The sequence below is a fragment of the Streptomyces sp. NBC_00016 genome (assembly GCF_045040885.1).
Taxonomy (GTDB): Bacteria; Actinomycetota; Actinomycetes; order Streptomycetales; family Streptomycetaceae; genus Streptomyces; species Streptomyces coriariae.
Genome location: NZ_CP108304.1, coordinates 7910238 through 7934016, shown reverse-complemented (window position 1 = coordinate 7934016; position 23779 = coordinate 7910238). Strand labels below are relative to the sequence as shown.

Below are 23779 nucleotides of genomic sequence, written 5' to 3'. Positions count from 1 at the left end.
GAGGTGGTCCGGGCATGTCCCGCAGGTCCCGGCCGGGGGCCCTGACCAGGTCGGCGAGCAGACACAGCGCAGCACGCTGCACAAACGCGTTTTTGTACTGGCCCGGGAATCCGCTAGAGTTCAACACGTCGCCGGGACGCGAGAGCCGACCGAAACGACATGCGGACGTAGCTCAGTTGGTAGAGCGCAACCTTGCCAAGGTTGAGGTCGCCAGTTCGAACCTGGTCGTCCGCTCGCAGGAAGCAGGAAGAGGGGGATCATCCCGAACCCCCGCACTCCTGGTGGAGTGGCCGAGAGGCGAGGCAACGGCCTGCAAAGCCGTCTACACGGGTTCAAATCCCGTCTCCACCTCCAAGGACGATTAGCTCAGCGGGAGAGCGCTTCCCTGACACGGAAGAGGTCACTGGTTCAATCCCAGTATCGTCCACTGGATCTGTTCGAAGATCCGAACCCGCGCGATTAGCTCAGCGGGAGAGCGCTTCCCTGACACGGAAGAGGTCACTGGTTCAATCCCAGTATCGCGCACGCACCGCGCACGCCCCTCGGGTCGTGGCCCCGAGGACGATTAGCTCAGCGGGAGAGCGCTTCCCTGACACGGAAGAGGTCACTGGTTCAATCCCAGTATCGTCCACACACATCAAGAAGCCCCCGGCCGCCTTCGCGGTCGGGGGCTTCTTGCGGTTCCGGTTCAGCTGGAGAACAGCATCCGGCCGAAGCCCTTCTGGCGGTGGTGCCCGCCGTGGTGGCCGCCGTAGTGCGCGCCGCCTTGCGGGGCACCCCAGGCGGGCGCGGCCGGGGCGGCCTGGGGGTACGCCTGCGGGGCGGCCGGCGGCGGCGGACCCGGCTGGGACCACTGGGACTCCAGGCGGGTCAGCGCCTCCAGCTCGCCGTAGTCGAGGAAGATCCCGCGGCAGTTGCTGCACTGTTCGATCTGGACGCCGTTGCGGTTGTACGTGTGCATCTGAGCGTGACACTTCGGGCACTGCATGGTTCGGCTCAACTCCTCGCCGGTCGGTGCTGTTTCGCGTACCGCCAGGACAGACACTGTCCGGCTGCGGTCGGTTGCACCCTACTTCGCCCGGCCGGCCGTCAACTGCGGGGGGACGGAACCCATTCGGGCACAGGCGTCGACCAGGCACTGCTCGACTTCGTCCAACGCCCGCCCCTCCGCGAGCGATTTCGTGACAGAACGTGCCGCGGTCTGCACGGTGAGTGCGCGCGCCGGGACGTCGAGGGCGGCCCAGGGGTCGCCGTCCACCGGGACCGCGGGTCCGCCCTGGGCGCGGTAGGCGGCGAGGAAGCGGGTCCACTCCTCGGGCGGGAGGAGACCGCAGGCGTACCAGGCGGCGGGGCGGGCGAGATCCCAGGCCGGAACGCCGACGCCGAGATCGTCGACGTCGATCAGACGCCAGGGCCCGTCGGGTGCCGGATGGCGGACGAGCTGGCCGAGGTGGAGGTCGCCGTGGCAGAGGGTGGTGGTGTCGGGCATGGGGGCTTCGCCGCGGGCCCAGGCGGGCAGCGCGCGCCAGGCGCCCAGGACGGGGGTGACGGCGGGGTGCGGTCCGGCCGCGCGGAGGCGGGCCACCGCGTGGGCCGCCTTGGCGGGACCGCGCATCTCCGGGAGCGCGGTCGGAGCGGGGGTGCGGTGCAGCCGGGCGAGCAGGGTGCCCGCGGCTTCCCAGGGGGCCAGGTCGGGATCGTCCGGGTCCACCGGGGTGCCGTACGGCCAGAAGGTCACCAGACGGCCGTGGAGCGCGGCCGGAGCCGGTGCGAGCGGCGCGAGGAGGATGTCGGGGAGCCGGGCGGCGAGGGCGAGGCGCGGGGTGAGTCCGGCCGGGTCGGTGCCGGGGGCGTGCGCCTTCGCGACGGTGTCGGCATGCCGGACGACGGTGGCGTCGGGACGGTCGGCGAGGGTGGCCGCGCCGCAGGGACAGGCCGGTGTGGCCTCGTGCGCCTTGGCTCCGGCTCGACGGGAGAGCTCGGTGAGCAGGGGGTGCGCGGTCACGGGGCTCCCTGGGCGGCGGCGTGCGGTTCTTCCCGCGAGGGTACGCAGCCGGGGCGACCGGAGTCGCGGGGCCTCTCGGTCGCGGGCGGCAGGGAGAGGCGACGCGGGGCGCCGGGGAAGGCGCCTCGGGCGCGTCGCGGGCGGCCGGGACAGGCGTCGCGGGGCGCCGGGGAAGGCGCCTCGGGCGCCGGGAAAAGCAATGCAGGCGCAGCTCCCCAGCTGCGCCTGCATTTTTTGCCGTCCGCCGCACCCCCGTCCCCACGGGGTTTCATGGGTGGATGTCCCCGCCCGGACCGCTCTTCCGGGCCTGGGGTCGCCGCTCAGCGCCCCAGCATCACTCCCACGGACGACGCCTGTGTGGCCACTGTCTCCCAGCCGTCGAAGACGACGAGGAGCAGGACCGCCAGAGGAAGGGCCATCAGTGTCGCCACCAGGGGGTGGCGGCGGCCCGTGCGACGAGGGCGCGTACCGCGTCCCTGTGCGCGGATCATGGTCCGCGGTGCCGTAAGAGCCATGGTCCCTCTCCTGACCTGATCAGTTGTCGTTGGCAGCGGCGGGTGTCTGACCTCGGGGGACGAGTGCTGCACCCGCCGCTTGACCTCAAATCTAGGCGCGGGGCCGCCGTCGGGCGTCATGCCCTCGTACCGATTGCCGGGCCTCCCGGAGGATGAGCCACGACCTGCGGAGTACTCCCCTGGGTGGAGAGATGGTCCTAGGTCTCAGGGTCTTCCCGGAGGGGCTCTCCGGTCCGGTCCGGGCACCCGCGGCGCCACACCGCATGAGGCAGGGCCCCAGGTCGTGACTTCGCTCACTCCGCCGCCCTCCGCCGTACCGCCGCCGCCCCTCCCCGGCCCGCCCGGCGGGCCGTCACCCCCCGGGTCCGGCTCCGGTCGCCGGCGTCGGCGCCGGTCCGGGCACCGTCACCTGCCACGGGATCAATCCACCCTCCGTGAAAGGTGGTTGGGGTCGCCTGACCGCCAAGGCGTGCCTGTTCGCAAGGTCTCTGATCACCCTTCACATTCCCCACCGGTCACTGACAATCGATCGGTACGAGAGGGCGCGGCCTCTGCGCGCGAACGGCCGTGGAAACGTAAGCTGTGCCACGTCACACGGACCGGGCAGCGGGGATGAACATGGCGATGATGCGCCTGAGGCGCGAGGACCCGCGCGTCGTCGGCTCGTTCAGGCTTCACCGACGGCTCGGCGCGGGTGGGATGGGCGTCGTCTACCTGGGTTCCGACAAGAAGGGGCAGCGGGTCGCGCTGAAGGTGATCCGGCCCGATCTGGCGGAGGACCAGGAGTTCCGGTCACGGTTCGCGCGCGAGGTCTCGGCCGCTCGCCGGATCCGGGGCGGGTGTACGGCGCGGCTGGTCGCGGCGGATCTGGACGCCGAGCGGCCGTGGTTCGCCACCCAGTACGTGCCCGGTCCCTCCCTCCACGACAAGGTCAACGACGAGGGGCCGCTCGGGGCCGCCGAGCTGGCCTCGATCGGAGCCGCGCTGTCGGAGGGGCTCGTCGCCGTCCACGAGGCCGGGGTCGTGCACCGGGACCTCAAGCCCTCCAACATCCTGCTCTCCCCCAAGGGCCCGCGGATCATCGACTTCGGCATCGCCTGGGCGACGGGCGCCTCCACGCTGACGCATGTCGGTACGGCGGTCGGCTCCCCCGGGTTCCTCGCGCCCGAGCAGGTGCGCGGGGCGCTGGTCACCCCGGCCACCGACGTGTTCTCGCTCGGCGCCACGCTCGCCTACGCCTCGACGGCCGATTCGCCCTTCGGGCACGGCAGTTCCGAGGTGATGCTGTACCGCGTGGTGCACGAGGAGCCGCACCTGCACGGGGTGCCGGACGCGCTGGCCCCGCTGGTGCGTGCCTGTCTGGCGAAGGACCCGGAGGAGCGGCCCAGCACCCTCGATCTCTCCCTGCGTCTGAAGGAGATCGCGACCCGGGAGGCTCAGGGGCTGGCGGACGCGCGTCCTCCGGCGCCGCGGTCGGCCGAGGCGGATCGTCCGACGGGGCGGCTCTCCGACACCGGTTACCCGGAGCGCACGCTCCGCCAGCAGGCCGGACCAGGTACTCCGCCGCCGCGGAACGGGGCGCCGCCCGCGCGCGGTTCGGTTCCTTCGCGGGGCGGAGCGCCGGCTCGCGGGGGCAATGCCGCTCGGGGTGGCGGTGCCTCGTCGTCGCGGTCGGGGGCCCGGCCGGCTCCCTCGCGCAACACCCGCCCCGGCAACGGCAACCGGCCCGCGTCCCGTGGCGGCGCCCGGCGCCCGGGGCAGAGGACCACGGGAACCGGGCGGCGGCCCGCAAATCCGCGGCTGCTGCGCCAGCGGCTGTTCGTGTTCGTCGTGGTGACCCTGCTGGTCGCGCTCGGCATCGCCGTCGTCCAGGGCTGCCAGGGTCCGGCGCGCGGGCTCGGCGGCGACGACGGCGTCGTACGGCAGGAACAGCAGCACCTCCGTCCGCAGCCGGGCGACCCGCTCGGGGACTGAGCCGGAGCTGAACCTCCCGGGCTGCCGGGGAGGTGGCCGGGACCGCGTCAGGCGGTGATGGGGATGATGCCCAGGGGCTCGGTGGTGGGCTGCGGTGAGCCGCCGGCCGGCTCGACGGTGATCCCCACGGCGACGGCGTCGGCGGGCGATCCCTTCAGGACGTGGGAGCCGTTCGGCGCGCTGCCGGTCACCAGGCCCGCCGGGCGGACGTCGCCCTCCTCGGCCGCGTACCAGAGCTCGTAGACCTTGCCTCCGGTCAGGGCGGGAAGGCCGTAGGCGGCGAAGACCGCCCTCGCCTCGTCGAGGGAGACCACGACGGCTGCGGCGGTCCCGCCGGTCAGGCTTCCGGAGTGGACGGTGGCGTCGGGTGCGGTGAGGACCTCCGTGATCGCGGCGCCCGCGGTGCGGGCCTGCTGCTCGGCCAGGGCCGCCCGGGTACGGACGTCGTCCGCCTCGACGTGCTGCCGGACGGCGATGCCGCCGAGCACGGCGGCCGCCGCGATGCTCGCGGCGAGCGCGAAGCGCAGCACCCGGTGGGAGGGGGCCCGTGAGCGGTGCGGGACCCGGTCCTGACGGGTGTGGGCGACGGCCTGAAGGGTGCGGGCACGTGCCTGCGGGGTCACCGGGACGTTCTGTACCGAGGCGCCGAGCCGGGCGGTGGCCCGCAGGAGATCGGCCGCCTCCCGCCGGCACTGTTCGCAACCGGCGAGATGGTTCTCGAACGCGGACTCCTCGGCGGGCGGCAGGGCGTACAGAACATACGCGCCGACGGCCAGGTGACGATCCTCCTCAGGTGTCATGCGTCGGCCTCCAGACAGGCGCGCAGTCGCCGGAGCCCCGCGCGCATTCGGGACTTCACCGTTCCTTCGGGGGTGGAGAGTGCGTCGGCGACCTCGAGGTAGGTCAGGCCCTGGTAGTAGGCGAGCATCAGCGGCACGCGCTCCTGGCGGGCCAGCGCGGTGAGACAGCGGTGGAGCCGCCGCTGCTCGTCGTGGTCCTGCACGATCTCGGCCACTTCGTCGAAGGGCCGCTGCGGATCGAGGGTGACCGTGCGGTGTTCGCGGGCCGAGCCCGCCTGCGCGGAACGCACCCGGTCCACCGCCCGGCGGTGGGCCACGGTGAGGACCCAGGCTTTCGCCGTTCCCCGCTCGGGGCTGTAACGGTCCGCGGTGCGCCAGACCTCGATCATGACCTCCTGGGTCACCTCCTCGGCCTGCGCGACGTCCCGCAGGATCCGGCAGGCCAGTCCCATGACACTGCCGGACAGCGCGTCGTAGACGCCGGTGAACGCGTCATGGTCGCCACCCGCCACCCGGGCCAGCAGGTCCTCCACTCGGGCGTCCGGATCGAAGCTGTGCGGCAAAGCCCTGCTCCCCTCGTGCCTCGTGCTGGGTTCGGACGGCCCGCCCGCGGCGGGTGCGGAGGGAAGAGACCTGCACCGGGAGGCTCCTCACCGCTCCGGGGACGGGCCGCGCGCGGATCTCAGGTCGAGCAGGACGTGTACGGTCTTGCCGCCGATGGCGGGGACCAGCCTGATCTGTCCGCCCAGCCCGCGGATGACCCCCATGCCGAAGCCGCCGCGCTCGTCGCCGGCCGAACGGCGGTGGAGTTCGGGAAGCTCCTCGCTGTGGTCGGCGACGGCGATGTCCAGTCGGCCGTCGCGCATCGTCAGCGTCAGCATGCAGGGACCGCAGGTGTGGCGGACCGCGTTGGTCACGAGTTCGGAGACGACGAGGACCGCGTCCGGCACGCGATCGACCGGGTCGGTCGCCTTCAGCCAGCTCTCACTGACCTGACGGGCGAGGGACGGGGCCCGCCGGGAGTGCGGCAGGGCGACGGCACAACGCGCCGTCGTCGGCGGTGCCGTCGGCAGTGACGTGGTGGTGGACATGAGGGCTCCCCTGGAACGACTCGTCGGGGACGGCTTTTGTACGCAGGGGATTCGTAGCCGCACAGCACGCGGATGCCGCCGTGTTGTACACGAAAGCCTCAGGTTCTCACCCGGCCGGACGAGCGGGGGTCCGCGCGTTCCGCAGGGATGTCCTCGGCCCTTACGCCGCCGCGGCCTTTATGCCGTCCTGACATTTTTCGGCTTTGTCATCATCCGTCCCGCTTTCGGGTCCGAATCCCCCGCGTCCGGCACAGCGAGACGGGGAACGGCGTTCCTCCCGGATCCACACCGTGCCATCGGCGCCACCGGTGGACGGGAGTGGCGTGACCTCGTCGCCTGTGCTCTTCGCTCGACGTCCAAGGGAGATGTGTCCGATGACCGCTTTCCTTCGAGCCCGCCGCCTGGTGGCCGGAGCCGCCGCGACGGGCCTACTGGCCGGAGGGGCCGTGCTCGGCATGTCCGGTGCGGCGACCGCGGCTCCCGCCCCCGCTTCCGCCCCGACCGTGGTGACCACCGACCACGACGGTAAGTGCCACTGGGTGAAGGGTCACTGGGAGAAGAAGTGGGTGAAGGGTCACTGGGAGAAGAAGCGGGTCAACCACAAGACCTGGCACCACGGCCACTGGGACAACCACTACACCTACAAGTGGGTCTATGTTCCCGGCCACTGGGACCACCAGTGGGTCAAGGGGCACTGGGAGTGCCACCACCGCTGACCGCGGCCGTGCGCGAGCGAGGGCCGGAGGCTTGACGCCGTCCGGCCCTCGCTCCACGATCGGGTCCGGCCCTCAGACAAGCCTCGGCCGGGTCGCGTAGAACGCGACGGCGGAGGCGGCCGCCACGTTGAGGGAGTCGATCCCGGCGGACATGGGGATGCGCACCCATTCGTCCGCCGCCCGCAGAGCGTACGTGGACAGTCCGTGCCCCTCCGAGCCCAGCATGATGGCGCTCTTCTCGAAGCGGGCCGGGTTCAGCTCGTCGAGGGGGGTCGCCTTCTCGTCCGGGGTCATGGCGAGGATGTCGTACCCGGCGTCGCGCACGACGTCGAGCCCGGCCGGCCAGGCGTCGAACCGGGCGTAGGGAACCGAGAAGACGGCACCCATCGACACCTTGATCGCCCGCCGGTAGAGGGGGTCGGCGCAGTCCGGTGAGAGCAGGATCGCCTTGATGCCCAGCGCGGCGGCACTGCGGAAGGCGGCCCCGAGGTTCGCGTGATCGACGAAGCCCTCGAAGACGGCGACGCGCTGACCCGCGTCGTCCGACGGTTCCAGCGGGTGGTCGCCGGCCGGCCCCGGGTCGACGGTCCGGCGGGCTGCCTGGAGCAGTTCGGCGGCGGCCGGCAGCGGCTTGCGCTGCATGGAGGCCAGCGCGCCGCGGTGGACGTGATAGCCGGTGACCCGTTCGGCGAGCTCCGGGCTGACGGCGTAGACCGGCGCCGGGAGCTCGTCGATGACATCGCGCATGACGTCGACCCACTTGGCGGAGAGCAGCATGGAGCGCATCTCGTACCCGGCGTCCCTGGCCCGGCGGATGACCTTCTCGCCCTCGGCGATGAACAGGCCCTCGGCGGGCTCGCGCTTGCGGCGCAGCTCGACGTCGGTCAGGCCGGTGTAGTCGCGCAGGCGCGGGTCGTCGGGGTCCTCAACGGTGATGAGATCGGCCACAGGGGTGATACTGCCTTGTCCTGGGTGTGGTGCCAACGGCTCGGAACGGTTGTGTTACCCGCGGTTACTCAGGGCTCCGCGAGCCGACGGCGACGACCGCGCCGACGACGATCACCGCTGGAGGCCTGACCTCCTGCGTACGGACCGCCTCGGCGACCGTCGCGAGCGTCGCGTCGACCCGGCGCTGGGCGGCCGTCGTGCCCTCCTGGACGAGGGCGACCGGGGTGTCGGGCGACTTGCCGTGCGCGACGAGCGTCTCGGCGATCTTCCCGATCTTGTCGACGCCCATGAGGATCACCAGGGTGCCGGTGAGCTTCGCGAGGGAGGGCCAGTCGACCAGGGACCGCTCGTCGTCGGGAGCGACATGCCCGCTGACCACCGTGAACTCATGGGCGACGCCCCGGTGGGTGACCGGGATGCCGGCGGCGCCGGGCACCGAGATCGAGCTGGAGATACCCGGCACGACCGTGCAGGCGATACCGGCCTCCGCGAGTGCCTGGAGCTCCTCCATGCCACGGCCGAAGACGTACGGGTCGCCGCCCTTGAGGCGGACGACCGACTTGCCCTGCTTGGCGTGCTCGATCAGCGCGTTGTTGATGGCCTCCTGGGCCATGAACCGGCCGTAGGGGATCTTCGCCGCGTCGATCACCTCGACATGCGGCGGGAGTTCGGCGAGCAGGTCGCGCGGGCCGAGCCGGTCCGCGATGACGACGTCCGCCTCGGCGAGGAGGCGACGCCCGCGGACCGTGATCAGATCCGGGTCGCCGGGCCCGCCGCCGACCAGCGCGACACCGGGGGTCCGGGTGCGGTGGTGGGGGGCGACGAGGGTGCCGTCGCGCAGCCCCTCGACGACCGCGTCACGGATGGCGGCGGTGTGGCGCGGGTCGCGGCCGCGGGCGTCGGTGGTGAGCACGGCGACCGTGACCCCCTCGCTGTGGCCGGTCGCCGGGGTCCAGGCGGTCGCGGCGTCGGCGTCGTCGGAGCGGACGCACCAGACGCGGTGCGCCTCGGCTTCGGCGGAGGCCCGGCCGTTCGCCTCGGGGTCGCTCGTGGCGATGAGGGCGTACCAGGCGTCGGCGAGGTCGCCGGCGGCGTAAGGGCGCTTCGACCAGGTGATCTCGCCCGTGTCCGCCATCGCTTCCACCGAAGGCGTCGCTCCGGGGGACACGAGGTGGATGTCGGCGCCTGCCGCGATCAGCGCGGGGAGCCGGCGCTGGGCGACCTGGCCGCCGCCGAGGACGACGACCCTGCGGCCGGTGAGACGGAGGCCTACGGGGTAGGCGGGGTGTTCGGCCATGAGGGTGCGGCTCCTCGTACGGGCAGAGAGCAGAGGGTGGGCGCTGCGGCTCTGGAGCGGCCCTGACGTGCGCATTTTAGAGGTGACTTCAGCATGCGGCGGGGCCGGGGGCAGCACAAGCGCGTGCCCGCCGGCCCCTGAGCGGGCCCTACTTCTCGGTGACGCCCGCCGAATCGAACGTCGCCACCTCGTGCATCGCCCTGGCGGTGCTCTGCACCAGCGGCAGGGCGAGCAGGGCGCCCGTTCCCTCGCCGAGGCGGAGGTCGAGGTCGACCAGGGGACGCAGACCCAGCTTGTTCAGGGCGGCCACATGACCGGGTTCGGCGCTGCGGTGGCCCGCGATGCAGGCCGCGAGGACCTCGGGGGCGATGGCGCGGGCGACCAGGGCGGCGGCGCCGGCGCTGACGCCGTCCAGGATCACGGGCGTGCGGAGGGAGGCGCCGCCGAGGAGGAGGCCGACCATCGCCGCGTGTTCGAAGCCGCCGATCGCGGCGAGGACGCCGATGGGGTCCGCCGGGTCCGGCTGGTGGACCTCCAGTGCGCGGCGCACGACCTCGGTCTTGCGGGCGAGGGTCTCGTCGTTGATACCGGTGCCGCGGCCGGTGACCTCGGCCGGGTCGGCGCCCGTGAAGACCGAGATGAGGGCCGCGGACGCCGTGGTGTTCGCGATACCCATCTCGCCCGTGAGCAGCGCCTTGTTGCCGGCCGCGACCAGGTCGCGGGCGGTCTCGATGCCGACCTCGATGGCCTGCTTGGCCTCCTCGCGGGTCATCGCGGGGCCGGTGGTCATGTCGGACGTGCCCGCGCGGATCTTGCGGGGCAGCAGGCCGGGGGTCGCGGGCAGCTCGGCGGCGACGCCCACGTCCACCACGCAGACCTCGGCGCCCACCTGGGTCGCGAAGGCGTTGCAGACCGCTCCCCCGCCGAGGAAGTTGGCGACCATCTGCGCCGTCACCTCCTGCGGCCAGGGGGTGACCCCCTGCGCGTGCACCCCGTGGTCGCCGGCGAAGATCGCGACGGCCGCGGGCTCCGGGATCGGCGGCGGGCACTGCCGGGACAGGCCGGACAGCTGCGCGGAGATGATCTCCAGCATGCCGAGCGAGCCCGGCGGCTTCGTCATGCGCTTCTGCCGCTCCCAGGCCTCGCCGAGCGCCTTGGCGTCCAGCGGGCGGACACTGGCGACGGTCTCGGCGAGCAGGTCGTGCGGGTCCTCGCCGGGCAGCGCGCGACGGCCGTACGTCTCCTCGTGGACGACCCACGACAGCGGACGGCGCTTGGCCCAGCCGGCCTGCATCAGCTCGGGCTCGTCCGGGAACTCGTCGACGTAGCCGACGCACAGGTACGCGACCACTTCGAGGTGCTCGGGCAGGCCCAGCGCGCGGACCATCTCGCGCTCGTCGAAGAAGCTCACCCAGCCGACACCGAGGCCCTCGGCGCGGGCGGCGAGCCAGAGGTTCTCGACCGCGAGCGCGGAGGAGTACGGCGCCATCTGCGGCTGGGTGTGCCGGCCGAGGGTGTGGCGGCCGCCGCGGGTCGGGTCGGCGGTGACGACGATGTTCACCGGGGTGTCGAGGATGGCCTCGATCTTCAGTTCCTTGAACTGCTTCGCCCGGCCCTTCGGCAGCGACTTCGCGTACGCGTCACGCTGCCGGGTCGCCAGTTCGTGCATCGCCTGCCGGGTGTCGGCGGAGCGGATGACGACGAAGTCCCAGGGCTGCGAGTGACCGACGGAGGGCGCCGTGTGGGCGGCCTCCAGGACACGCAGCAGCACCTCGTGCGGGATCGGGTCGGCGCGGAATCCGTTGCGGATGTCGCGGCGCTCACGCATGACCTTCAGGACGGCCTCGCGCTCGGCGTCGTCGTACGCGGGCGCGGCGGGGCCGGTGGACTCTCGAACTTCTTCCACTGGGGCCGGGCTCTCTTCCTGGTCGGCGGCCCTGGTTTCCAGGTCCTCCGGGCTCTGTGCGACATCGGGGTCGATGCCGGTCTCGGGCTCCGTGTCCGGGGTCGCCGGGGCGGGAGCGGGGTCGGCGCCGCGAGGGGCGGGGACCGTGACGGTGGTCGGTGCGGCGTCCGCTTCGGCGGTCTGCCCCTGTTCCGCCACCGGGTGGGCGAACTGCTCCTCCGTGGGGAGCACCAGGGGGTGCGGCGGGGTCGGGGCGAGGTGCGGGGTGCTGGGCACCGTGCCGTCGACCGGCACGAACCGGCCCAGGGGCTGGTCCGGCGACGCGGATCCGTCCGGCCGGTCGGGCTGCTCCTGCTGGTCAGCCGGAGGGGCGGCGGGCGACGCGAGGACGGCCACCGGCTCCTGGACGAGCTGCGGGTGCGGGTGCGCGAGCGCGTGCTCCTGCTGCGCCGGCTGCTGGGTGGCCGTGGCGTCCACGGCCACGGGGACCGCGACCGCCACGGGCTCGGGGACGACCTGCGCGGGGGGCGCCTCGACGGGCGACTCCGCCGTCGGCGGTTCCGGCTGCGGTTCCGGCTCCGGCTCCTGTTCGGGCTCCGCCTCCGCGAGGGCTGCCGCTGCGGGGTCGGGCTCCGACTGGCCGACCGGGGCCTCCGCCTCGAGCGCGGGTTCGACTGCGGCCTCGGGTTCGGCGGCCGTCCCTGGAACGGGTGCTTCCGGAATGTGAGACACGGGGGCCGCGATATGAGCGGCCGGGGCGAGGGTCTCCTGCGGAGTCTCCACCTCCGGCTGCTGCTCGGGTTCCGGCAGCGGTGCCGGCTGGACGTCCTGGAGCGGCTCGACGGGCTGCTCCTGAGCGGGCTCGGCCTGCGGGGCGGGCGCCTCGGCGAGGGCTGCTGCGGCGGCGACCTCGGCCGACGCCACGAACGCGTCGACGAGCAGGACGGACTCGGGAGCGGCGGCGGGCGCGGGGACCTCCGGCACAGGGGTTGCCTCGGGTGCGGAGGTTGCCTCGGGTGCGGGGGCCTCGGCCACGGGGCCGAGCAACTCCTGGGCGGGTGCCGCCGGTTCGGGCACGTCAGGGATGACGGTCGCCACGGGCTCGGGGGCAGGGGCGGCTGCGGGCGCGGGAGCGGGCTCAGCGGGAATGGGCTCAGCGGGAGCGGGCTCAAGGACCACGACGGCATCCGGCACGGGGACTTCGGCAGTGACGCCGGGCGCGGGAACGAACTCGGCGACCGGGACAGCCTCCGCCGCGAGCGCCTCGTGAGCCTGGGCCGGAGTGCCGCCGAGGCTCGCGTGAGGCTCCACAAGCTCTACGGGCTCTACGGGCTCTACGGACTCCACTGGCTGCTGGGGCTCCGGCTGCTGCGGCGCCTCGACCGCACTCGCCTGCCCGGCATCGGCCGCCTGAGCGACGGTCTCCGCTACGGAGTTCGCGTCGGAAGCCTCCGCGGGCGCTGCCGTCTCGGCGGACTCCGCCGTCTCGGCGAGCTCCGTGACCTCGGCCGGGGCCGCCTCCTCGGCTGCCTGGGCCACGGCCGGTTCGGCCGGCTGGGTGCCCTCGGCGGCGACGACCGGCTGCTCCGCGTGCGCGGACTCGGGGACCTGGGGCCCCTGGGCGGCTTCCGGCACCTGCGCCGCGTCCACCGGCGCGTCGACGGCCGGACCGGGTGTGCCGTGCGCGGTCCCGTCGTCTCCGGAGAGGGGGACGTCGGCCGCGTGCTGCCCGGCCTCCGCGACCGCGGCGGCGGGTGCCTGCTCCGCCTCCGCCATCATCGCGGCTCCGAGCAGCTCGCCGGGGTCGACGACCCCGTAGCCCGCGGCAGCCCGCGCCGACACGGGCGCCTCGCCGCCGACGACTTCGGTCTCCTGGGCCTCCTGGGCCTCCTGCGGGGCGGTCGCGGCGATCGCCTCGGTCGCCACCCGGGCGACGACGGCCTGGGCCACGCCGACCGGCTCGTGCTGCTGCGCCGCCGCGACGGCTGCCGGAGCGACCGTTTCCGCAGCCGTGGCCCCGTGCTCGACCGGCGGCTGCGCGGTACCCCAGGGAGACGCTCCCTGCGGCGGCATCTCGCGCAGGTGCGGGGCGTCGAGGTACTCGGGACCGGACGCGGACGGCCCGGTCTGTCGTACCGGCGCGCCGGCGGGGCCGCGGTCGGCGAGGGAGCGGACGGGGCTCGCGGAGGCGTCGGGGATCGGCGGGCCGAGATGCAGGGGGCGGCGCGGGGCCGCCTGGGGCGCCGACGGGCCGGGGAGGCGGACTGCGCTGAGGTCGACCGAACCGCTGTCGCGGCCCGCCGTCTCGTGCGGGCCCGGCTCGTGCACCGTCTCGACGACAGGCTCCGGCGCGGGCGGCGCCACCTCGTTGCCCCACGCGCTCTGGGCACCCGGCAGCAGCAACAGGTCTTCGTCCTCGGCGGTGGTCTCGGAGAGGTAGGCATACGCACCGTGCGCGGGGGCGCCCGGCTGTTCCACCATGCCTGCGCTCTCCGGCAGCCCCTCGCCCGGGACCTGGCCGGTGTCGGTCATGCGTACCCCTCGCCCATCGGTTAGTGCTTCTACGACCTGCTCACCCGGAGCGGCGCACCGACCGCCCCGTAGTGAAGAACGAGCGTCCGTGCCCAGCGGCACGAACGACCCGCCCGAAAAAGCGACAAAGCCATTCAGTGGCATTGTCCCGGCCGTAGTCGCGTCGCGACAGCGTGATCCGCGACGCCCCGCTGTGGACTGCGCCACGTTGCGCGTCCTCCGGTTCTGCCGTACCACACCCACCCCAAAAGGGATGCGTTTTCCGGACATTGACCGACGAAGTGCCGGGCGACCGGAAGCGGTACGACGATCGGCCAGCCTACCGCGCGCGGTACGACAACAGGATCACGGGGAGGGCGCGCAGGGTCACGATCGGCGGTCGGGAAGGTCCTGCCCGACGCCCGTCCCCCACGGGTCCCTCACGCGGCCCTCACTTGTCCCTCACCAGGCGCCCCGCCCGTCGCCGGGCCTCAGCGGGGCGACGCGCGCCGGACGATTTCTCCGGTGAGGAGGAACGCGACGCTCCGCTCCCGTTCCGTCCAGGCCCGCGTGTCGAGTTCGACGGACTGGACGAGCGAGCACTCGACGCGGTAGCCGTGCTCGGTCAGGTCGCGACCCACGAGTTCGGCGGCGTCGCGGGTCCCGGCGTGGGTGACGATGCGCTGCGGACGGCGGTCGGCGACGGCGGAGACCACGGCCGCTCCCCCGCCGCCGACCCGTACGACGTCGGGTTCGGGCAGGTTCTCCAGGACGTGCGGGGCGGTGCCGTGGACGATCTGGAGCTGGACGCCGTGACGGCGCGCGGAGCTGTCGGTGCGGGCGCACGCGTCGAGGTCCCGGTCGACGGCGAGGACGGCGGCGCCCGCCCGCGCCGCCTCGGTCGCGAAGGCGCCGCTGCCGCAGCCGATGTCCCAGACGAGATCGCCGACGCGCGGTCCGAGCCGGGCGAGTTGGGCGGCCCGCAGCAGCTCCGTCTCGCCCTCGCCGAGTCCGCCGCCGTACGCCTCGGCGGGCAGCGCCCAGCCGCGCGGGCCGGTGCCCGGGTCGCGGCCGGCGATCCAGCCGCTGTCCCCGGAGACGACCGGCCCGGTGGGACCGCCGATGACGATGACGACGTTGGGGTCGCGCCAGGTGTGGTCGGCGGCCTTGTCGGAGGTGACGACGCTGACCTGTTCGCGGGTGGTGCCGAGTTCCTCGCAGACGACGAACGTGCGGTGCACGCCGTCCATGAGCAGGCCGAGCTCGGCGGGGCCCGCGCCCGGGGAGGTGAGGACGGCGACCTTGGTGTGGGCGCGGCAGACGTTCACGGCGCGGCGCAGGGTGCGCCGGTGGGCGACGACCACATGGGCGTCGTCCCAGGGCATGCCGGCCCGGGCGAAGGCGGCGGCGACGGCGGAGACGGCCGGGACGACCTCGACCTCCAGGCCGAACTCGGGTGCGCGCAGGGTCCGTACGACGCCGAAGAAGCCCGGGTCGCCGTCGGCGAGGACGACCGCGGTGCCGCGGTGGCCCGCGATGCGGCGGGCGGCGAGGGAGACACTCCCGAGCCGGACGCGCTCCGCCGCGGGCGGCACCTCGGGCAGCGTCAGGTGGTGGGGGGCGCCGGCCACCAGCGTGGCGGCACCGAGGGCGGAGCGGGCCGCGGCGGTCAGCGGCGAACCGTCCCATCCGATCACCGTGACGCGGTCGGCCATCGTCGTCAGTCTCCCCCGGGGTTCACGCAGGTAGCGGGCTCCGTGAGGGTACCTGGTCGGTGGGTCACGGCAAGGGTGGTGGCACCGGCGCCGGGGTCAGTTCCAGTCGGTGTACGACGTGAAACCGCCGCTCTCCGCGAAGTGCTCCCCGGGGCCCTCCAGGTCCTCCGGGAGGAGGCTCCACACGATGTAGTCGGTGCGCACCTCGTTCCACCTGCCGTCCTCGGCCCGGGCGCGCGCTATGCAGGCGCCGCGCAGCACGCCCTCGCTGATACAGCCGATCTTCTGCGCGACCTGCTGGGAGGCGGTGTTGTCGGCGGCCGTGCGCAGCTCGATGCGCTCGAACTTCTGGTCGCGGACCAGCCATTGGGCGGTGGCCAGCGCCGCCTCGGAGGCGTAGCCCTCGCCGCGCGCCCAGGGCGCGATGATGTACGACAGCTCGGTGGAGCGCACGTGCCAGTTGGTCTTGGCGAGCTGGATGACGCCGACCAGGCGCTGGGTGAGGAACTCGGTGACGGCGAGGTCGAGGCCGCGGCCCTCGGTGCGTTCGGTGGGCGCGTACTCGGTGATCCAGCGGCGGGCGGCCGCCGCGTCGTAGGGCTGGGGCACGGCCGTCCAGGCCGCGACCTGCTCGTCGTTCATCATGTCGGCCAGGGCGGGCACGTCGTCCTCGTCGAGGGGACGCAGCACCAACCGCTCCGTGCTGATGGAGATGGTGGGGAAGGTGCTCGTCATGCGCCGCTCCGTAACCTTCGATACTTCGGGGTGTGACCTGCCGACCCGTCAGGGTCCGCTGAACTGCCCAGCATGCAGCATGTGGGCCCGGAACCACACCACGGGGTCCACACCAGGTGATGGTGCGGACCCCGGGCGCAAGTGCCGGTACCCCGGCCGGTCGAGGTGTTCAGAACGAGGCGATGACGGAGCCGTCGTACTTGTCCTCGATGAACTTCTTGACCTCGGCGGAGGTGAGGAGCTTGGCGAGCTTCTTCACCCGCGGGTCGTCCTCGTTGCCGTCCTTGACGGCGAGGAAGTTGCCGTACGGGTTGTCCGTGGCGGACTCCAGGACGAGGGCGTCCGACGCGGGCTTCAGGTCGGCCTCGATGGCGTAGTTGCCGTTGATGACGGCGGCGTCCACGTCGTCCAGGGAGCGCGGGGTCTGGGCCGCCTCCAGCTCCTTGAACTTGAGCTTCTTCGGGTTCTCGGTGATGTCCGCGGGGGTCGCGTCGTTGCCCACACCGGCCTTGAGGGTGATGAGCTTGTTCGCGGCGAGCAGCTTCAGGGCGCGGGCCTCGTTGACGCTGTCGTTGGGAACCGCGATCGTCGCGCCGCTCTTCAGGGCGTCGGCGCTCTTGACCTTGTGGGAGTAGAGGCCGAGCGGCTCCAGGTGGACCGTGACGACGGGCACGATGTGGGTGCCGTTCTTCTTGTTGAAGTCGTCGAGGTACGGCTGGTTCTGGAAGTAGTTGGCGTCGACCGAGCCGTCCTCCGTCGCCGTGTTCGGCGTGACGTAGTCGGTGAACTCCTTGACCTCCAGGTCGAGTCCCGCCTTCTTCGCCAGGTTGTCCTTGACGAAGTTGAGGATCTCGGCGTGCGGGGTCGGGCTCGCGGCGACGGTCAGCGGGCCGCTGGTGTCGGAGGCGGCGTCCTTGTCCGAGCCGCAGGCGGTCAGCCCCAGGGTGAGGGCGCCGACGGCGAGGACTGCGGTGGTGAACTTGGCGGTGTTACGCACGAAAAGTGCCTTTCCTGAGGGTGTAGCGACCCGCGTGGGGTGTGCGGGGGATCTGTGGGAGCGGCCCTGGGCGGGCTCAGGCGACCTTGCTGATGTCCGCGGCGGCCGGCTCCTTGGCCTTCAGGAGCCGGAGCCTCGGCGCGGGGCCCGAGCTGCCGCCGCGGCGGTGCAGGGAGCGGGCCGCGTAGTCGCCGGCGAACTGGATGAGCGAGATGACGACGGCGAGGATCGCCACCGTGATCCACATCAGCTCGGTCTCGAAACGCTGGTAGCCGTAGCGGATGGCGATGTCGCCGAGGCCGCCCGCGCCGACCGTGCCGGCCATGGCGGAGTAGCCGATCAGGGCGACGATCGTGGTGGTGGTGCTCGCGATGAGCGAGGGCAGGGACTCCGGCACGAGGACCTTGCGCACGATCGTCCAGGTGTTGCCGCCCATCGACTGCACGGCCTCGACGAGTCCGCCGTCCACTTCGCGGACGGCCGTCTCGACCAGGCGCGCGAAGAACGGGATGGCCCCGATGGCGAGCGGCACGATCGCGGCCTCGCGGCCGATGGTCGTCCCGGTGATCGTGCGGGTGAAGTTCATCAGCGCGACCATCAGGATGATGAACGGCAGCGAGCGGGCGATGTTCACGACCTGCCCGATCACCTTGTTGGCGGCCAGGTTCTGCAACAGGCCGCCCCGGTCGGTGAGGACCAGCAGGACGCCGAGCGGGAGACCGCCGACGACAGCGATGAGCGTGGACCAGCCGACCATGTAGAGGGTGTCCCAACACGCCTGGGACAGCAGGGGCTGCATCTCGGACCAGGTCACTTGGCACCTTCCTTCAGCAGCACGGGCTCCTGCGCCGCGTCGGCGGTGTCGGCCGTGTGGTCGACGATGTCGATCTGGAGGCCCTGTTCGCGCAGGAAGCCGATCGGCACCACGTTGTCCTCGTAGCGGCCGGGCAGTTCGATGCGCATGCGGCCGACCTGGAGCCCGCCGACGGTGTCGATGGCGGCGCCGAGGATCGAGATGTCGATGTTGTAGGTGCGCGACAGCTGGGAGATGACGGGCCGGGTGGCGGCCTCGCCGTGGAAGGTGACGTCGACGACCGTGCGGTCCTCGCCGGTGGCGTCGCCGCCGACCGGGAAGAGCGCGCCGGCCAGCTCGGAGCCGGGGGTCGCGAGCAGCTCGCCGACGGTGCCGGACTCGACGACGCGGCCGTTCTCCATCAGCGCGGCGGAGTCGCAGATCGACTTCACCACGTCCATCTCGTGCGTGATGAGCAGGACGGTCAGGCCCAGCTGCCGGTTCAGGTCGCGCAGCAGCTGGAGGATGGAGCGGGTGGTCTCCGGGTCGAGGGCGCTGGTGGCCTCGTCGGAGAGCAGCACCTTGGGGTCGCCGGCGAGGGCGCGGGCGATGCCGACGCGCTGCTTCTGACCGCCGGAGAGCTGGGCCGGGAAGGACTTCGCCTTGTCGGCGAGACCGACCAGGTCGAGCAGCTCCAGCGCCTTGCGGGAACGTTCCTGTCCCGAGATGCCGAGGATCTCCAGGGGCAGTTCGACGTTGTCCTGCACGGTCCGCGAGGACAGCAGGTTGAAGTGCTGGAAGACCATGCCGATCCGGCTGCGCGCCTGCCGCAGCTCCTTGCCGGCCCGGGGTCCGCGCCCGGCGAGCGCGGTGAGGTCCTGTCCGGCGACGGTGACCGTGCCGGCGGTGGGACGCTCCAGGAGGTTGATGCAGCGGATGAGCGAGGACTTGCCGGCGCCGGACTGGCCGATGACGCCGTACACCTCGCCTTCGCGGACGTGGAGGTCGACGCCGTCGAGGGCGGTGACCTCACGGCCGCGCGAGCGGTAGACCTTCGTGAGGCCCGTGGTGGTGATCACGTGGAATTCCGTCACTGTCGAGTGCGCGGGCGTGGGTGTGCCCGGGCGCACGGGTGCAGGCTGTCAGGGACGCGACACGGCTCTCGCTGTGGCGGGGAACCGGGGAGAAACATGTGCGCGGGGCGCGGCTACGTCATGTACGGCGGACTTGCGGCGCACGGACATGCCACGGCGTCTCGCTTCGGGGCGCGAGCTCGGGGGTGGTGCGGGGGCCCTCTAGAAGGCGCACATTCGACACATACAACGAGCACCGGGCGTCATGGTCGCCTCGGTCGCAAGGGTGCGGCTGCTCGTAGTGGTCATGAGCATCAGTAAAGCAGACGTACGGTCCTGACCGAGACCCCGCCGTCCGCATGCCGGACAGCCGTGGACGGTGTCCGGGTCCGCCCCGGCCACGTCCGGAGGTCTCCCCTCCCCCGTCCGTGACCAGCGCCGACAAGGCGGATCGGCCCTTCGTCAGGTGGTCGCGTCGAGCCCGCGGCCCCGGTGCGCTGTGGCCAACGCCACGGTCTCCGGACGGCGGGCGAGTGGCGTTCGGGCACGTGCGTCCGGACTCGGCGCCGGGGCACGGGGCCGATCGCGGGACGCCGGATAGGCCGTAATAGGGTCACAGCATGCTTGATGCCCTGACGCTGGTGACCGGCGTCGCCGCGTTGCTGCTCGCCGCCTGGTGCGGCTGGGCCGCCTACCGTGACCAGCCGACGAAGGACTGGCATCTCATCGGGATGGCCGTGGTCTCCCTGCTGGCCGTGATCCAGCTGGTGGTCGGGATCGTCCAGCTGGCGCGGGGCGAGAAGCCGGAGCAGGGTACGACGATCTTCGTGGCGTATCTGCTGGGGGCGCTCGCGTGCGTTCCGGCGGCGGGGCTCATGTCACTGTCCGAGCGCACCCGCTGGGGTTCGGTGACCGCCGCCGCGGGCGCAGTGGTGCTCGCCGTGCTCGAAGTGCGGCTCTACGACATCTGGGGAGGCTGAGATGGCGGCGGTGGACGACAAGCCGGAGCGGCTCATCAGCGGGCCCGGGATCCTGCTGGTGTGGTTCTACGGCGTGATGGTGGTCGGGGCGGTGTCGCGGTCGGCGTACCAGATCGCGACCGAGTTCGACCGGGCACCGCTGGCCTACGCGCTCTCGGCCGTGGCGGGCGTGGTGTACGGATTCATCACGTACTCGCTGGTGCGGGGCGGCGAGACCGCCCGCAGGGCGGCGCAGGTGTGCTGCGCCGCCGAGCTGGCGGGGGTGCTGATCGTCGGCACCTGGACCCTGGTCGAGCCGTCGGCCTTCCCGGACTCGACCGTGTGGTCGAAGTACGGGATGGGGTACGTGTTCATCCCCGTGCTGCTGCCACTGTCCGCCCTGTACTGGCTGCGGAAGTCCCGTACCGCTCCGCGGCCTACGCCGTAGCCGCGTACTCCCCGGCCTGCTTCTCCAGGACGATCATCATGACGCCGTCCGTGCCCTGCGAGGTACCGACCGTCTCGTATCCGACCCGGCGGTAGAGGCGGAGGTTGCCCTCGCTGCGGTGGCCGGTGAAGAGGCGGAACTTCTTGGCGCCGCGCTCCTCGGCCAGCGCCCCCTCGGCCGCGCGGAGCAGCCGCGCGCCGATGCCGTGGCCCTGGAGGCGCGGGTGCACGCAGAGCTTGCCGATGGCGGCGGCGCCGTCCCCGGTGAGACTGCCTCGTACGGAGCCGACCACCTCGTCGCCCAGGCGGGCCACGAAGACGCAGTCGGCGGCGAGTTCCTGCCGGACCGAGTCGAGGCTCTGGACCAGCGGGGCGATGCGGTAGTTGGCATACAGCGCGGCTTCACTCTGGAAGCACAGGTACTGCAATCTGAAGATCTGCTCGGCATCCTGCTCGGTCGCCTCCGAGATGGTCACGCTCATGCCCATGTGCGCACGCCTCCCGCTCACCTGATCGCCTGTGGTCCTTCACTCCTATCCCCGCACTTCGCGGACCGCAACCTCCGGCGCCAGCAAACGCCGCAGACATCCCAGACATCTGGAACGTTCCGGTCCGAGACTGCCCTGTGAGATACCCAACTCCCCCGCGATCTCCCGGTAGGTGAGGTCCCGGGGCGACAGAAGTGCCTGGAGGAGGCGGGAGCAGCGGCCGGGCAGCCGGTGCACTGCCTCGCGCAGGGCGCGGTGCCGGGCGGCGGCGAGGGCGAGCTGCTCGGGGCCGCGGTCGAGGTCGTCGGCGGGGTCGCTGTCGTAGGGCTGCTCGCGGCGGGTCGTACGGCGGGTGCGGCGGACCTCGGCGCGGACGGCCCTGCGCAGCCAGCCGTGAGGGTCGGGCGGCGGGCCGTCGGTGGCGAGGTGCTCCAGCAGGCGGAGCCAGACCGCCTGTTCCAGATCGCCGGGTTCGGTCCCGGTGGCATGGGCCTCGGCGGAGGCCTCCGCGGTGAGCAGCGGGTGCAGGGTGGTGAGCAGGTCGTGCGTCATATGCCACACGATGCGGCCGCCCGGGCGGCTGGTTGCCCGGGCGGCCGACTGTCACTCCAACGGGGACTCAGCCGTTGACGAAGTCCGCGCGGGCCAGCAGTCCGGTGTCCGGGTTGTCCGTGAAGACACCGTCGATGCCGGTCGCGAAGTAGGTGCGGAACGCGCCGAAGGAATCACCGTAGGCGTCCGCGTCCGTGCCCTTGCGGAAGTTGGTGGGCAGGAAGGGGTTCTCGTTGCGCATGGTGTACGGGTGCAGCACCAGGCCGACCGCGTGGGCGTCCTTCACCAGCGTGGTCGGGGTGGTGAGGTTGCCGGCGGCGTCCTTCGGGATCACCAGGTCGAGGGTCGGTCCAATGCCCTGGGCGTAGCCCGCGATCTCCCGGAGGCCCGCCCGGGTGACCAGGTCGGCGACCGTGCGCGGGTCGCCCGCCTCGACGAAGTCCCAGGGGCGCGAGCTCGCGCCGGACAGCAGGACCACGAGGGGGTTGTCGACCAGCTTGTTCAGGCGCTGGATGCTGCTCGGCTCGAAGGACTGCACGATGACCGGCGAGTTCTTGCGGTCCTTGCCGTACTTGTGCAGCAGCTTGGCGACCCGCTCCTCCAGACCCAGGCCCAGCTTGCGGAAGTAGGTGGGGTGCTTGGTCTCGGGGTAGATCCAGACCTGCCTGCCGCGCTTGCGGGTCTGCTCGTCCTGCCACTTCAGGACTTCCTCGAAGGTGGGGATCTCCCAGCGGCCGTCGTAGAGCGTGTTGTGCGGGCGGTTCGCCGGGATGCGCTCGACGGCGCGCAGGGTCTTCAGCTCGGCGAGGGTGAAGTCCTCGGTGAACCAGCCGGTCGTGGAGACGCCGTCGAGGACCTTCGTGGTCCTGCGGCCGGCGAACTCCGGATGGTCGGCAACGTCCGTGGTGCCGCCGATCTCCGGCTCGTGACGGCACACCAGGTGGCCGTCCCTGGTGGGGACGAGGTCCCCCGCCTCGACGATGTCGGCACCCAGGTCGAGGGCGAGCTGGTACGAGCCGAAGGTGTGCTCCGGCCGGTATCCGCTGGCGCCGCGATGACCGATGATCGTCGGCACGGGCAGGCTCTTCAGGCCCTTGCCGGAGCGGGACGAGTCGGCGGCTCTCGCCGTGCCCGACAGGCCGAGGACCGTTCCGGTGGCACCGAGCACGGCGGCGCCGAGAAGCGCCCGCCGTCCGGTTCCGCCCGCGCCCGCCTGTTGGTTCGACTCCTGCGTGCCCTGCGTTCCCATGAGGGGCCTCCTGCCGTCGGCTCGTCCGTGCGGCCCGATCGTAGGGGCGTGGACATGACCGTCGGGAGACCTCGGTCCTAACACGCGGGTGACGGGGGATGGCATGTGCCGTACGGCCGTCCGGCCGGTTCCGCGCGGTAGTTCAGCGCGTTCCGGGCAGATGACAAGGAGGCGACGATGCCGCCGTCCAGGTAAACGTACGTCAACAGTGCGTAAGACCTGGGTGACCCGATGTGCGTCAGCCCCGGCGCCGCGAGTATCGTCCTCACCTGCACAGACTCATACCGTTTTCCCTTGACATCGGAGGGCTCGTTGTCCCGCTTCGTGCTCATCAAGGCAGTACTCGGACCGGTCATGCGCCTGATGTTCCGCCCCCGGGTCGAGGGCGCGGAGCACATCCCTGGCGACGGCCCCGTCATCCTGGCAGGCAACCACCTCACGTTCATCGACTCGATGATCCTTCCGCTCGTGTGCGACCGGCAGGTCTTCTTCATCGGCAAGGACGAGTACGTCACCGGCAAGAGCCTCAAGGGCCGGCTCATGGCCTGGTTCTTCACCGGGGTCGGCATGATCCCGGTGGACCGCGACGGCGGCCGCGGCGGTGTGGCGGCGCTGATGACCGGGCGGCGGGTGCTGGAGGAGGGGAAGGTCTTCGGCATCTACCCCGAGGGCACCCGGTCGCCCGACGGCCGGCTGTACCGGGGGCGGACCGGTATCGCCCGCCTGACGCTGATGACCGGGGCGCCGGTCGTTCCCTTCGCGATGATCGGCACGGACAAGTTGCAGCCGGGCGGGGCGGGGATGCCCCGGCCGGGGCGGGTCACCGTCCGGTTCGGCGAGGCGATGGAGTTCTCCCGGTACGACGGGATGGACCGGGACCGGTACGTTCTGCGGGCCGTGACGGACTCGGTGATGACCGAGGTCATGCGGCTGTCGGGGCAGGAGTACGTGGACATGTACGCCACCAAGGCGAAGGCCGCGTAAGCCTCCGGCGGTCAGCTGTTCCCG

The 23779-nt window shown here is 72.3% G+C and carries 22 protein-coding genes and 5 tRNA genes; 10 read left to right on the top strand and 17 right to left on the bottom strand.

Going from position 1 to position 23779, the window contains the following annotated elements; all coding sequences use genetic code 11:
• Positions 1–161 precede the first annotated feature (161 nt).
• The 5 genes from OG933_RS35135 to OG933_RS35115 all read left to right on the top strand — a co-directional run bounded on the left by OG933_RS35135 (position 162) and on the right by OG933_RS35115 (position 631).
• Positions 162–234, top strand: a tRNA-Gly gene (locus OG933_RS35135).
• Positions 235–280: 46 nt separating this feature from the next.
• Positions 281–354, top strand: a tRNA-Cys gene (locus tag OG933_RS35130).
• Position 355: 1 nt separating this feature from the next.
• Positions 356–427: transfer RNA gene (locus OG933_RS35125), tRNA-Val, on the top strand.
• Between the two features lie 26 nt (positions 428–453).
• A tRNA-Val gene (locus OG933_RS35120) sits at positions 454–525 on the top strand.
• Between the two features lie 34 nt (positions 526–559).
• Positions 560–631 (top strand) — tRNA-Val (locus tag OG933_RS35115).
• A gap of 57 nt (positions 632–688) precedes the next feature.
• Here OG933_RS35115 and OG933_RS35110 read toward each other — a convergent pair.
• The 3 genes from OG933_RS35110 to OG933_RS35100 all read right to left on the bottom strand — a co-directional run bounded on the left by OG933_RS35110 (position 689) and on the right by OG933_RS35100 (position 2520).
• Complete coding sequence (locus OG933_RS35110) at positions 689–988, bottom strand: zf-TFIIB domain-containing protein (protein WP_037735185.1); 300 nt, start codon at positions 986–988, stop codon at positions 689–691.
• Positions 989–1069: 81 nt separating this feature from the next.
• Complete coding sequence (locus OG933_RS35105; protein ID WP_405630895.1) at positions 1070–2005, bottom strand: phosphotransferase family protein; 936 nt, start codon at positions 2003–2005, stop codon at positions 1070–1072.
• Between the two features lie 320 nt (positions 2006–2325).
• Positions 2326–2520, bottom strand: a complete 195-nt coding sequence (locus OG933_RS35100; protein WP_054239472.1) for a hypothetical protein — start codon at positions 2518–2520, stop codon at positions 2326–2328.
• A 612-nt stretch (positions 2521–3132) separates the two neighbouring features.
• Here OG933_RS35100 and OG933_RS35095 point away from each other — a divergent pair.
• Positions 3133–4494, top strand: a complete 1362-nt coding sequence (locus OG933_RS35095; protein WP_362530010.1) for a protein kinase domain-containing protein — start codon at positions 3133–3135, stop codon at positions 4492–4494.
• A 47-nt stretch (positions 4495–4541) separates the two neighbouring features.
• On the opposite strand, the gene OG933_RS35090 is transcribed toward OG933_RS35095, so the two are convergent.
• The 3 genes from OG933_RS35090 to OG933_RS35080 form a co-directional block, all read right to left on the bottom strand.
• Entirely contained in the window at positions 4542–5294 is a 753-nt protein-coding gene (locus OG933_RS35090; RefSeq protein WP_405630892.1) for an anti-sigma factor domain-containing protein, read from the bottom strand.
• Positions 5291–5857 (bottom strand): ECF RNA polymerase sigma factor SigK, encoded by a 567-nt coding sequence (sigK, locus tag OG933_RS35085; protein ID WP_362529893.1) that lies wholly within the window; start codon positions 5855–5857, stop codon positions 5291–5293. The genes OG933_RS35090 and sigK overlap by 4 nt, the downstream gene beginning before the upstream one ends.
• Positions 5858–5944: 87 nt before the next feature.
• A complete protein-coding gene (locus OG933_RS35080) occupies positions 5945–6385 on the bottom strand; it encodes an ATP-binding protein (protein WP_362529890.1) in 441 nt (146 codons plus the stop codon).
• A gap of 374 nt (positions 6386–6759) precedes the next feature.
• Between OG933_RS35080 and OG933_RS35075 the strand changes: the two genes are divergently transcribed.
• Entirely contained in the window at positions 6760–7101 is a 342-nt protein-coding gene (locus OG933_RS35075; protein ID WP_142269403.1) for a hypothetical protein, read from the top strand.
• Positions 7102–7173: 72 nt separating this feature from the next.
• Here OG933_RS35075 and OG933_RS35070 read toward each other — a convergent pair whose 3' ends face one another.
• The 8 genes from OG933_RS35070 to OG933_RS35035 form a co-directional block, all read right to left on the bottom strand.
• Entirely contained in the window at positions 7174–8049 is an 876-nt protein-coding gene (locus tag OG933_RS35070) for a TrmH family RNA methyltransferase (protein WP_405630889.1), read from the bottom strand.
• A gap of 64 nt (positions 8050–8113) precedes the next feature.
• On the bottom strand, positions 8114–9346 hold the full coding sequence (gene cobA, locus OG933_RS35065; protein ID WP_362529884.1) for a uroporphyrinogen-III C-methyltransferase: 1233 nt from the start codon (positions 9344–9346) through the stop codon (positions 8114–8116).
• Between the two features lie 148 nt (positions 9347–9494).
• On the bottom strand, positions 9495–13784 hold the full coding sequence (cobT, locus tag OG933_RS35060) for a nicotinate-nucleotide--dimethylbenzimidazole phosphoribosyltransferase (RefSeq protein ID WP_405630888.1): 4290 nt from the start codon (positions 13782–13784) through the stop codon (positions 9495–9497).
• Between the two features lie 470 nt (positions 13785–14254).
• A complete protein-coding gene (gene cbiE / locus OG933_RS35055; RefSeq protein ID WP_054239463.1) occupies positions 14255–15478 on the bottom strand; it encodes a precorrin-6y C5,15-methyltransferase (decarboxylating) subunit CbiE in 1224 nt (407 codons plus the stop codon).
• 96 nt (positions 15479–15574) lie between these two features.
• Positions 15575–16213 carry a GNAT family N-acetyltransferase gene (locus tag OG933_RS35050; RefSeq protein ID WP_362529877.1) on the bottom strand — a complete coding sequence of 213 codons (639 nt, stop codon included), beginning with the start codon at positions 16211–16213 and terminating at the stop codon, positions 15575–15577.
• 169 nt (positions 16214–16382) lie between these two features.
• A complete protein-coding gene (locus OG933_RS35045) occupies positions 16383–17210 on the bottom strand; it encodes a MetQ/NlpA family ABC transporter substrate-binding protein (protein ID WP_020128785.1) in 828 nt (275 codons plus the stop codon).
• Positions 17211–17286: 76 nt separating this feature from the next.
• On the bottom strand, positions 17287–18024 hold the full coding sequence (locus OG933_RS35040) for a methionine ABC transporter permease (RefSeq protein WP_405630884.1): 738 nt from the start codon (positions 18022–18024) through the stop codon (positions 17287–17289).
• Positions 18021–19082, bottom strand: coding sequence for a methionine ABC transporter ATP-binding protein (locus tag OG933_RS35035; RefSeq protein ID WP_405630882.1), 1062 nt, complete (start codon positions 19080–19082; stop codon positions 18021–18023). The genes OG933_RS35040 and OG933_RS35035 overlap by 4 nt, the downstream gene beginning before the upstream one ends.
• Before the next feature lie 614 nt (positions 19083–19696).
• On the opposite strand from OG933_RS35035, the gene OG933_RS35030 reads away from it, so the two are divergent.
• The gene (locus OG933_RS35030) at positions 19697–20056 is read left to right on the top strand and encodes a hypothetical protein (RefSeq protein ID WP_362529868.1); all 360 of its coding nucleotides are present in this window, start codon (positions 19697–19699) and stop codon (positions 20054–20056) included.
• 1 nt (position 20057) lies between these two features.
• On the top strand, positions 20058–20483 hold the full coding sequence (locus tag OG933_RS35025; RefSeq protein WP_020128781.1) for a hypothetical protein: 426 nt from the start codon (positions 20058–20060) through the stop codon (positions 20481–20483).
• Here the strand turns inward: OG933_RS35025 and OG933_RS35020 are convergent.
• The 3 genes from OG933_RS35020 to OG933_RS35010 form a co-directional block, all read right to left on the bottom strand.
• Positions 20473–20970: a GNAT family N-acetyltransferase gene (locus OG933_RS35020; protein WP_405630878.1), complete on the bottom strand. Its 498-nt coding sequence runs from the start codon at positions 20968–20970 to the stop codon at positions 20473–20475. The genes OG933_RS35025 and OG933_RS35020 overlap by 11 nt on opposite strands.
• Positions 20971–21015: 45 nt before the next feature.
• A complete protein-coding gene (locus OG933_RS35015; RefSeq protein WP_405630875.1) occupies positions 21016–21522 on the bottom strand; it encodes a sigma-70 family RNA polymerase sigma factor in 507 nt (168 codons plus the stop codon).
• 67 nt (positions 21523–21589) lie between these two features.
• A complete protein-coding gene (locus tag OG933_RS35010) occupies positions 21590–22771 on the bottom strand; it encodes a glycerophosphodiester phosphodiesterase (protein WP_405630874.1) in 1182 nt (393 codons plus the stop codon).
• 312 nt (positions 22772–23083) lie between these two features.
• Here OG933_RS35010 and OG933_RS35005 point away from each other — a divergent pair, with 312 nt between their 5' ends.
• On the top strand, positions 23084–23755 hold the full coding sequence (locus OG933_RS35005; protein WP_054239454.1) for a 1-acyl-sn-glycerol-3-phosphate acyltransferase: 672 nt from the start codon (positions 23084–23086) through the stop codon (positions 23753–23755).
• Positions 23756–23779 lie beyond the last annotated feature (24 nt).

Coding starts and splice junctions, on each gene's coding strand:
- OG933_RS35020 (WP_405630878.1), bottom strand. CDS start 20,970: ATGGGCATGAGCGTGACCATCTCGGAGGCGACCGAGCAGGATGCCGAG.
- OG933_RS35100 (WP_054239472.1), bottom strand. CDS start 2,520: ATGGCTCTTACGGCACCGCGGACCATGATCCGCGCACAGGGACGCGGT.
- OG933_RS35110 (WP_037735185.1), bottom strand. CDS start 988: ATGCAGTGCCCGAAGTGTCACGCTCAGATGCACACGTACAACCGCAAC.
- OG933_RS35050 (WP_362529877.1), bottom strand. CDS start 16,213: ATGACGAGCACCTTCCCCACCATCTCCATCAGCACGGAGCGGTTGGTG.
- cobA (WP_362529884.1), bottom strand. CDS start 9,346: ATGGCCGAACACCCCGCCTACCCCGTAGGCCTCCGTCTCACCGGCCGC.
- OG933_RS35095 (WP_362530010.1), top strand. CDS start 3,133: ATGAACATGGCGATGATGCGCCTGAGGCGCGAGGACCCGCGCGTCGTC.
- OG933_RS35090 (WP_405630892.1), bottom strand. CDS start 5,294: ATGACACCTGAGGAGGATCGTCACCTGGCCGTCGGCGCGTATGTTCTG.
- OG933_RS35025 (WP_020128781.1), top strand. CDS start 20,058: ATGGCGGCGGTGGACGACAAGCCGGAGCGGCTCATCAGCGGGCCCGGG.
- cbiE (WP_054239463.1), bottom strand. CDS start 15,478: ATGGCCGACCGCGTCACGGTGATCGGATGGGACGGTTCGCCGCTGACC.
- OG933_RS35030 (WP_362529868.1), top strand. CDS start 19,697: ATGCTTGATGCCCTGACGCTGGTGACCGGCGTCGCCGCGTTGCTGCTC.
- OG933_RS35075 (WP_142269403.1), top strand. CDS start 6,760: ATGACCGCTTTCCTTCGAGCCCGCCGCCTGGTGGCCGGAGCCGCCGCG.
- OG933_RS35080 (WP_362529890.1), bottom strand. CDS start 6,385: ATGTCCACCACCACGTCACTGCCGACGGCACCGCCGACGACGGCGCGT.
- OG933_RS35015 (WP_405630875.1), bottom strand. CDS start 21,522: ATGACGCACGACCTGCTCACCACCCTGCACCCGCTGCTCACCGCGGAG.
- cobT (WP_405630888.1), bottom strand. CDS start 13,784: ATGACCGACACCGGCCAGGTCCCGGGCGAGGGGCTGCCGGAGAGCGCA.
- OG933_RS35010 (WP_405630874.1), bottom strand. CDS start 22,771: ATGGGAACGCAGGGCACGCAGGAGTCGAACCAACAGGCGGGCGCGGGC.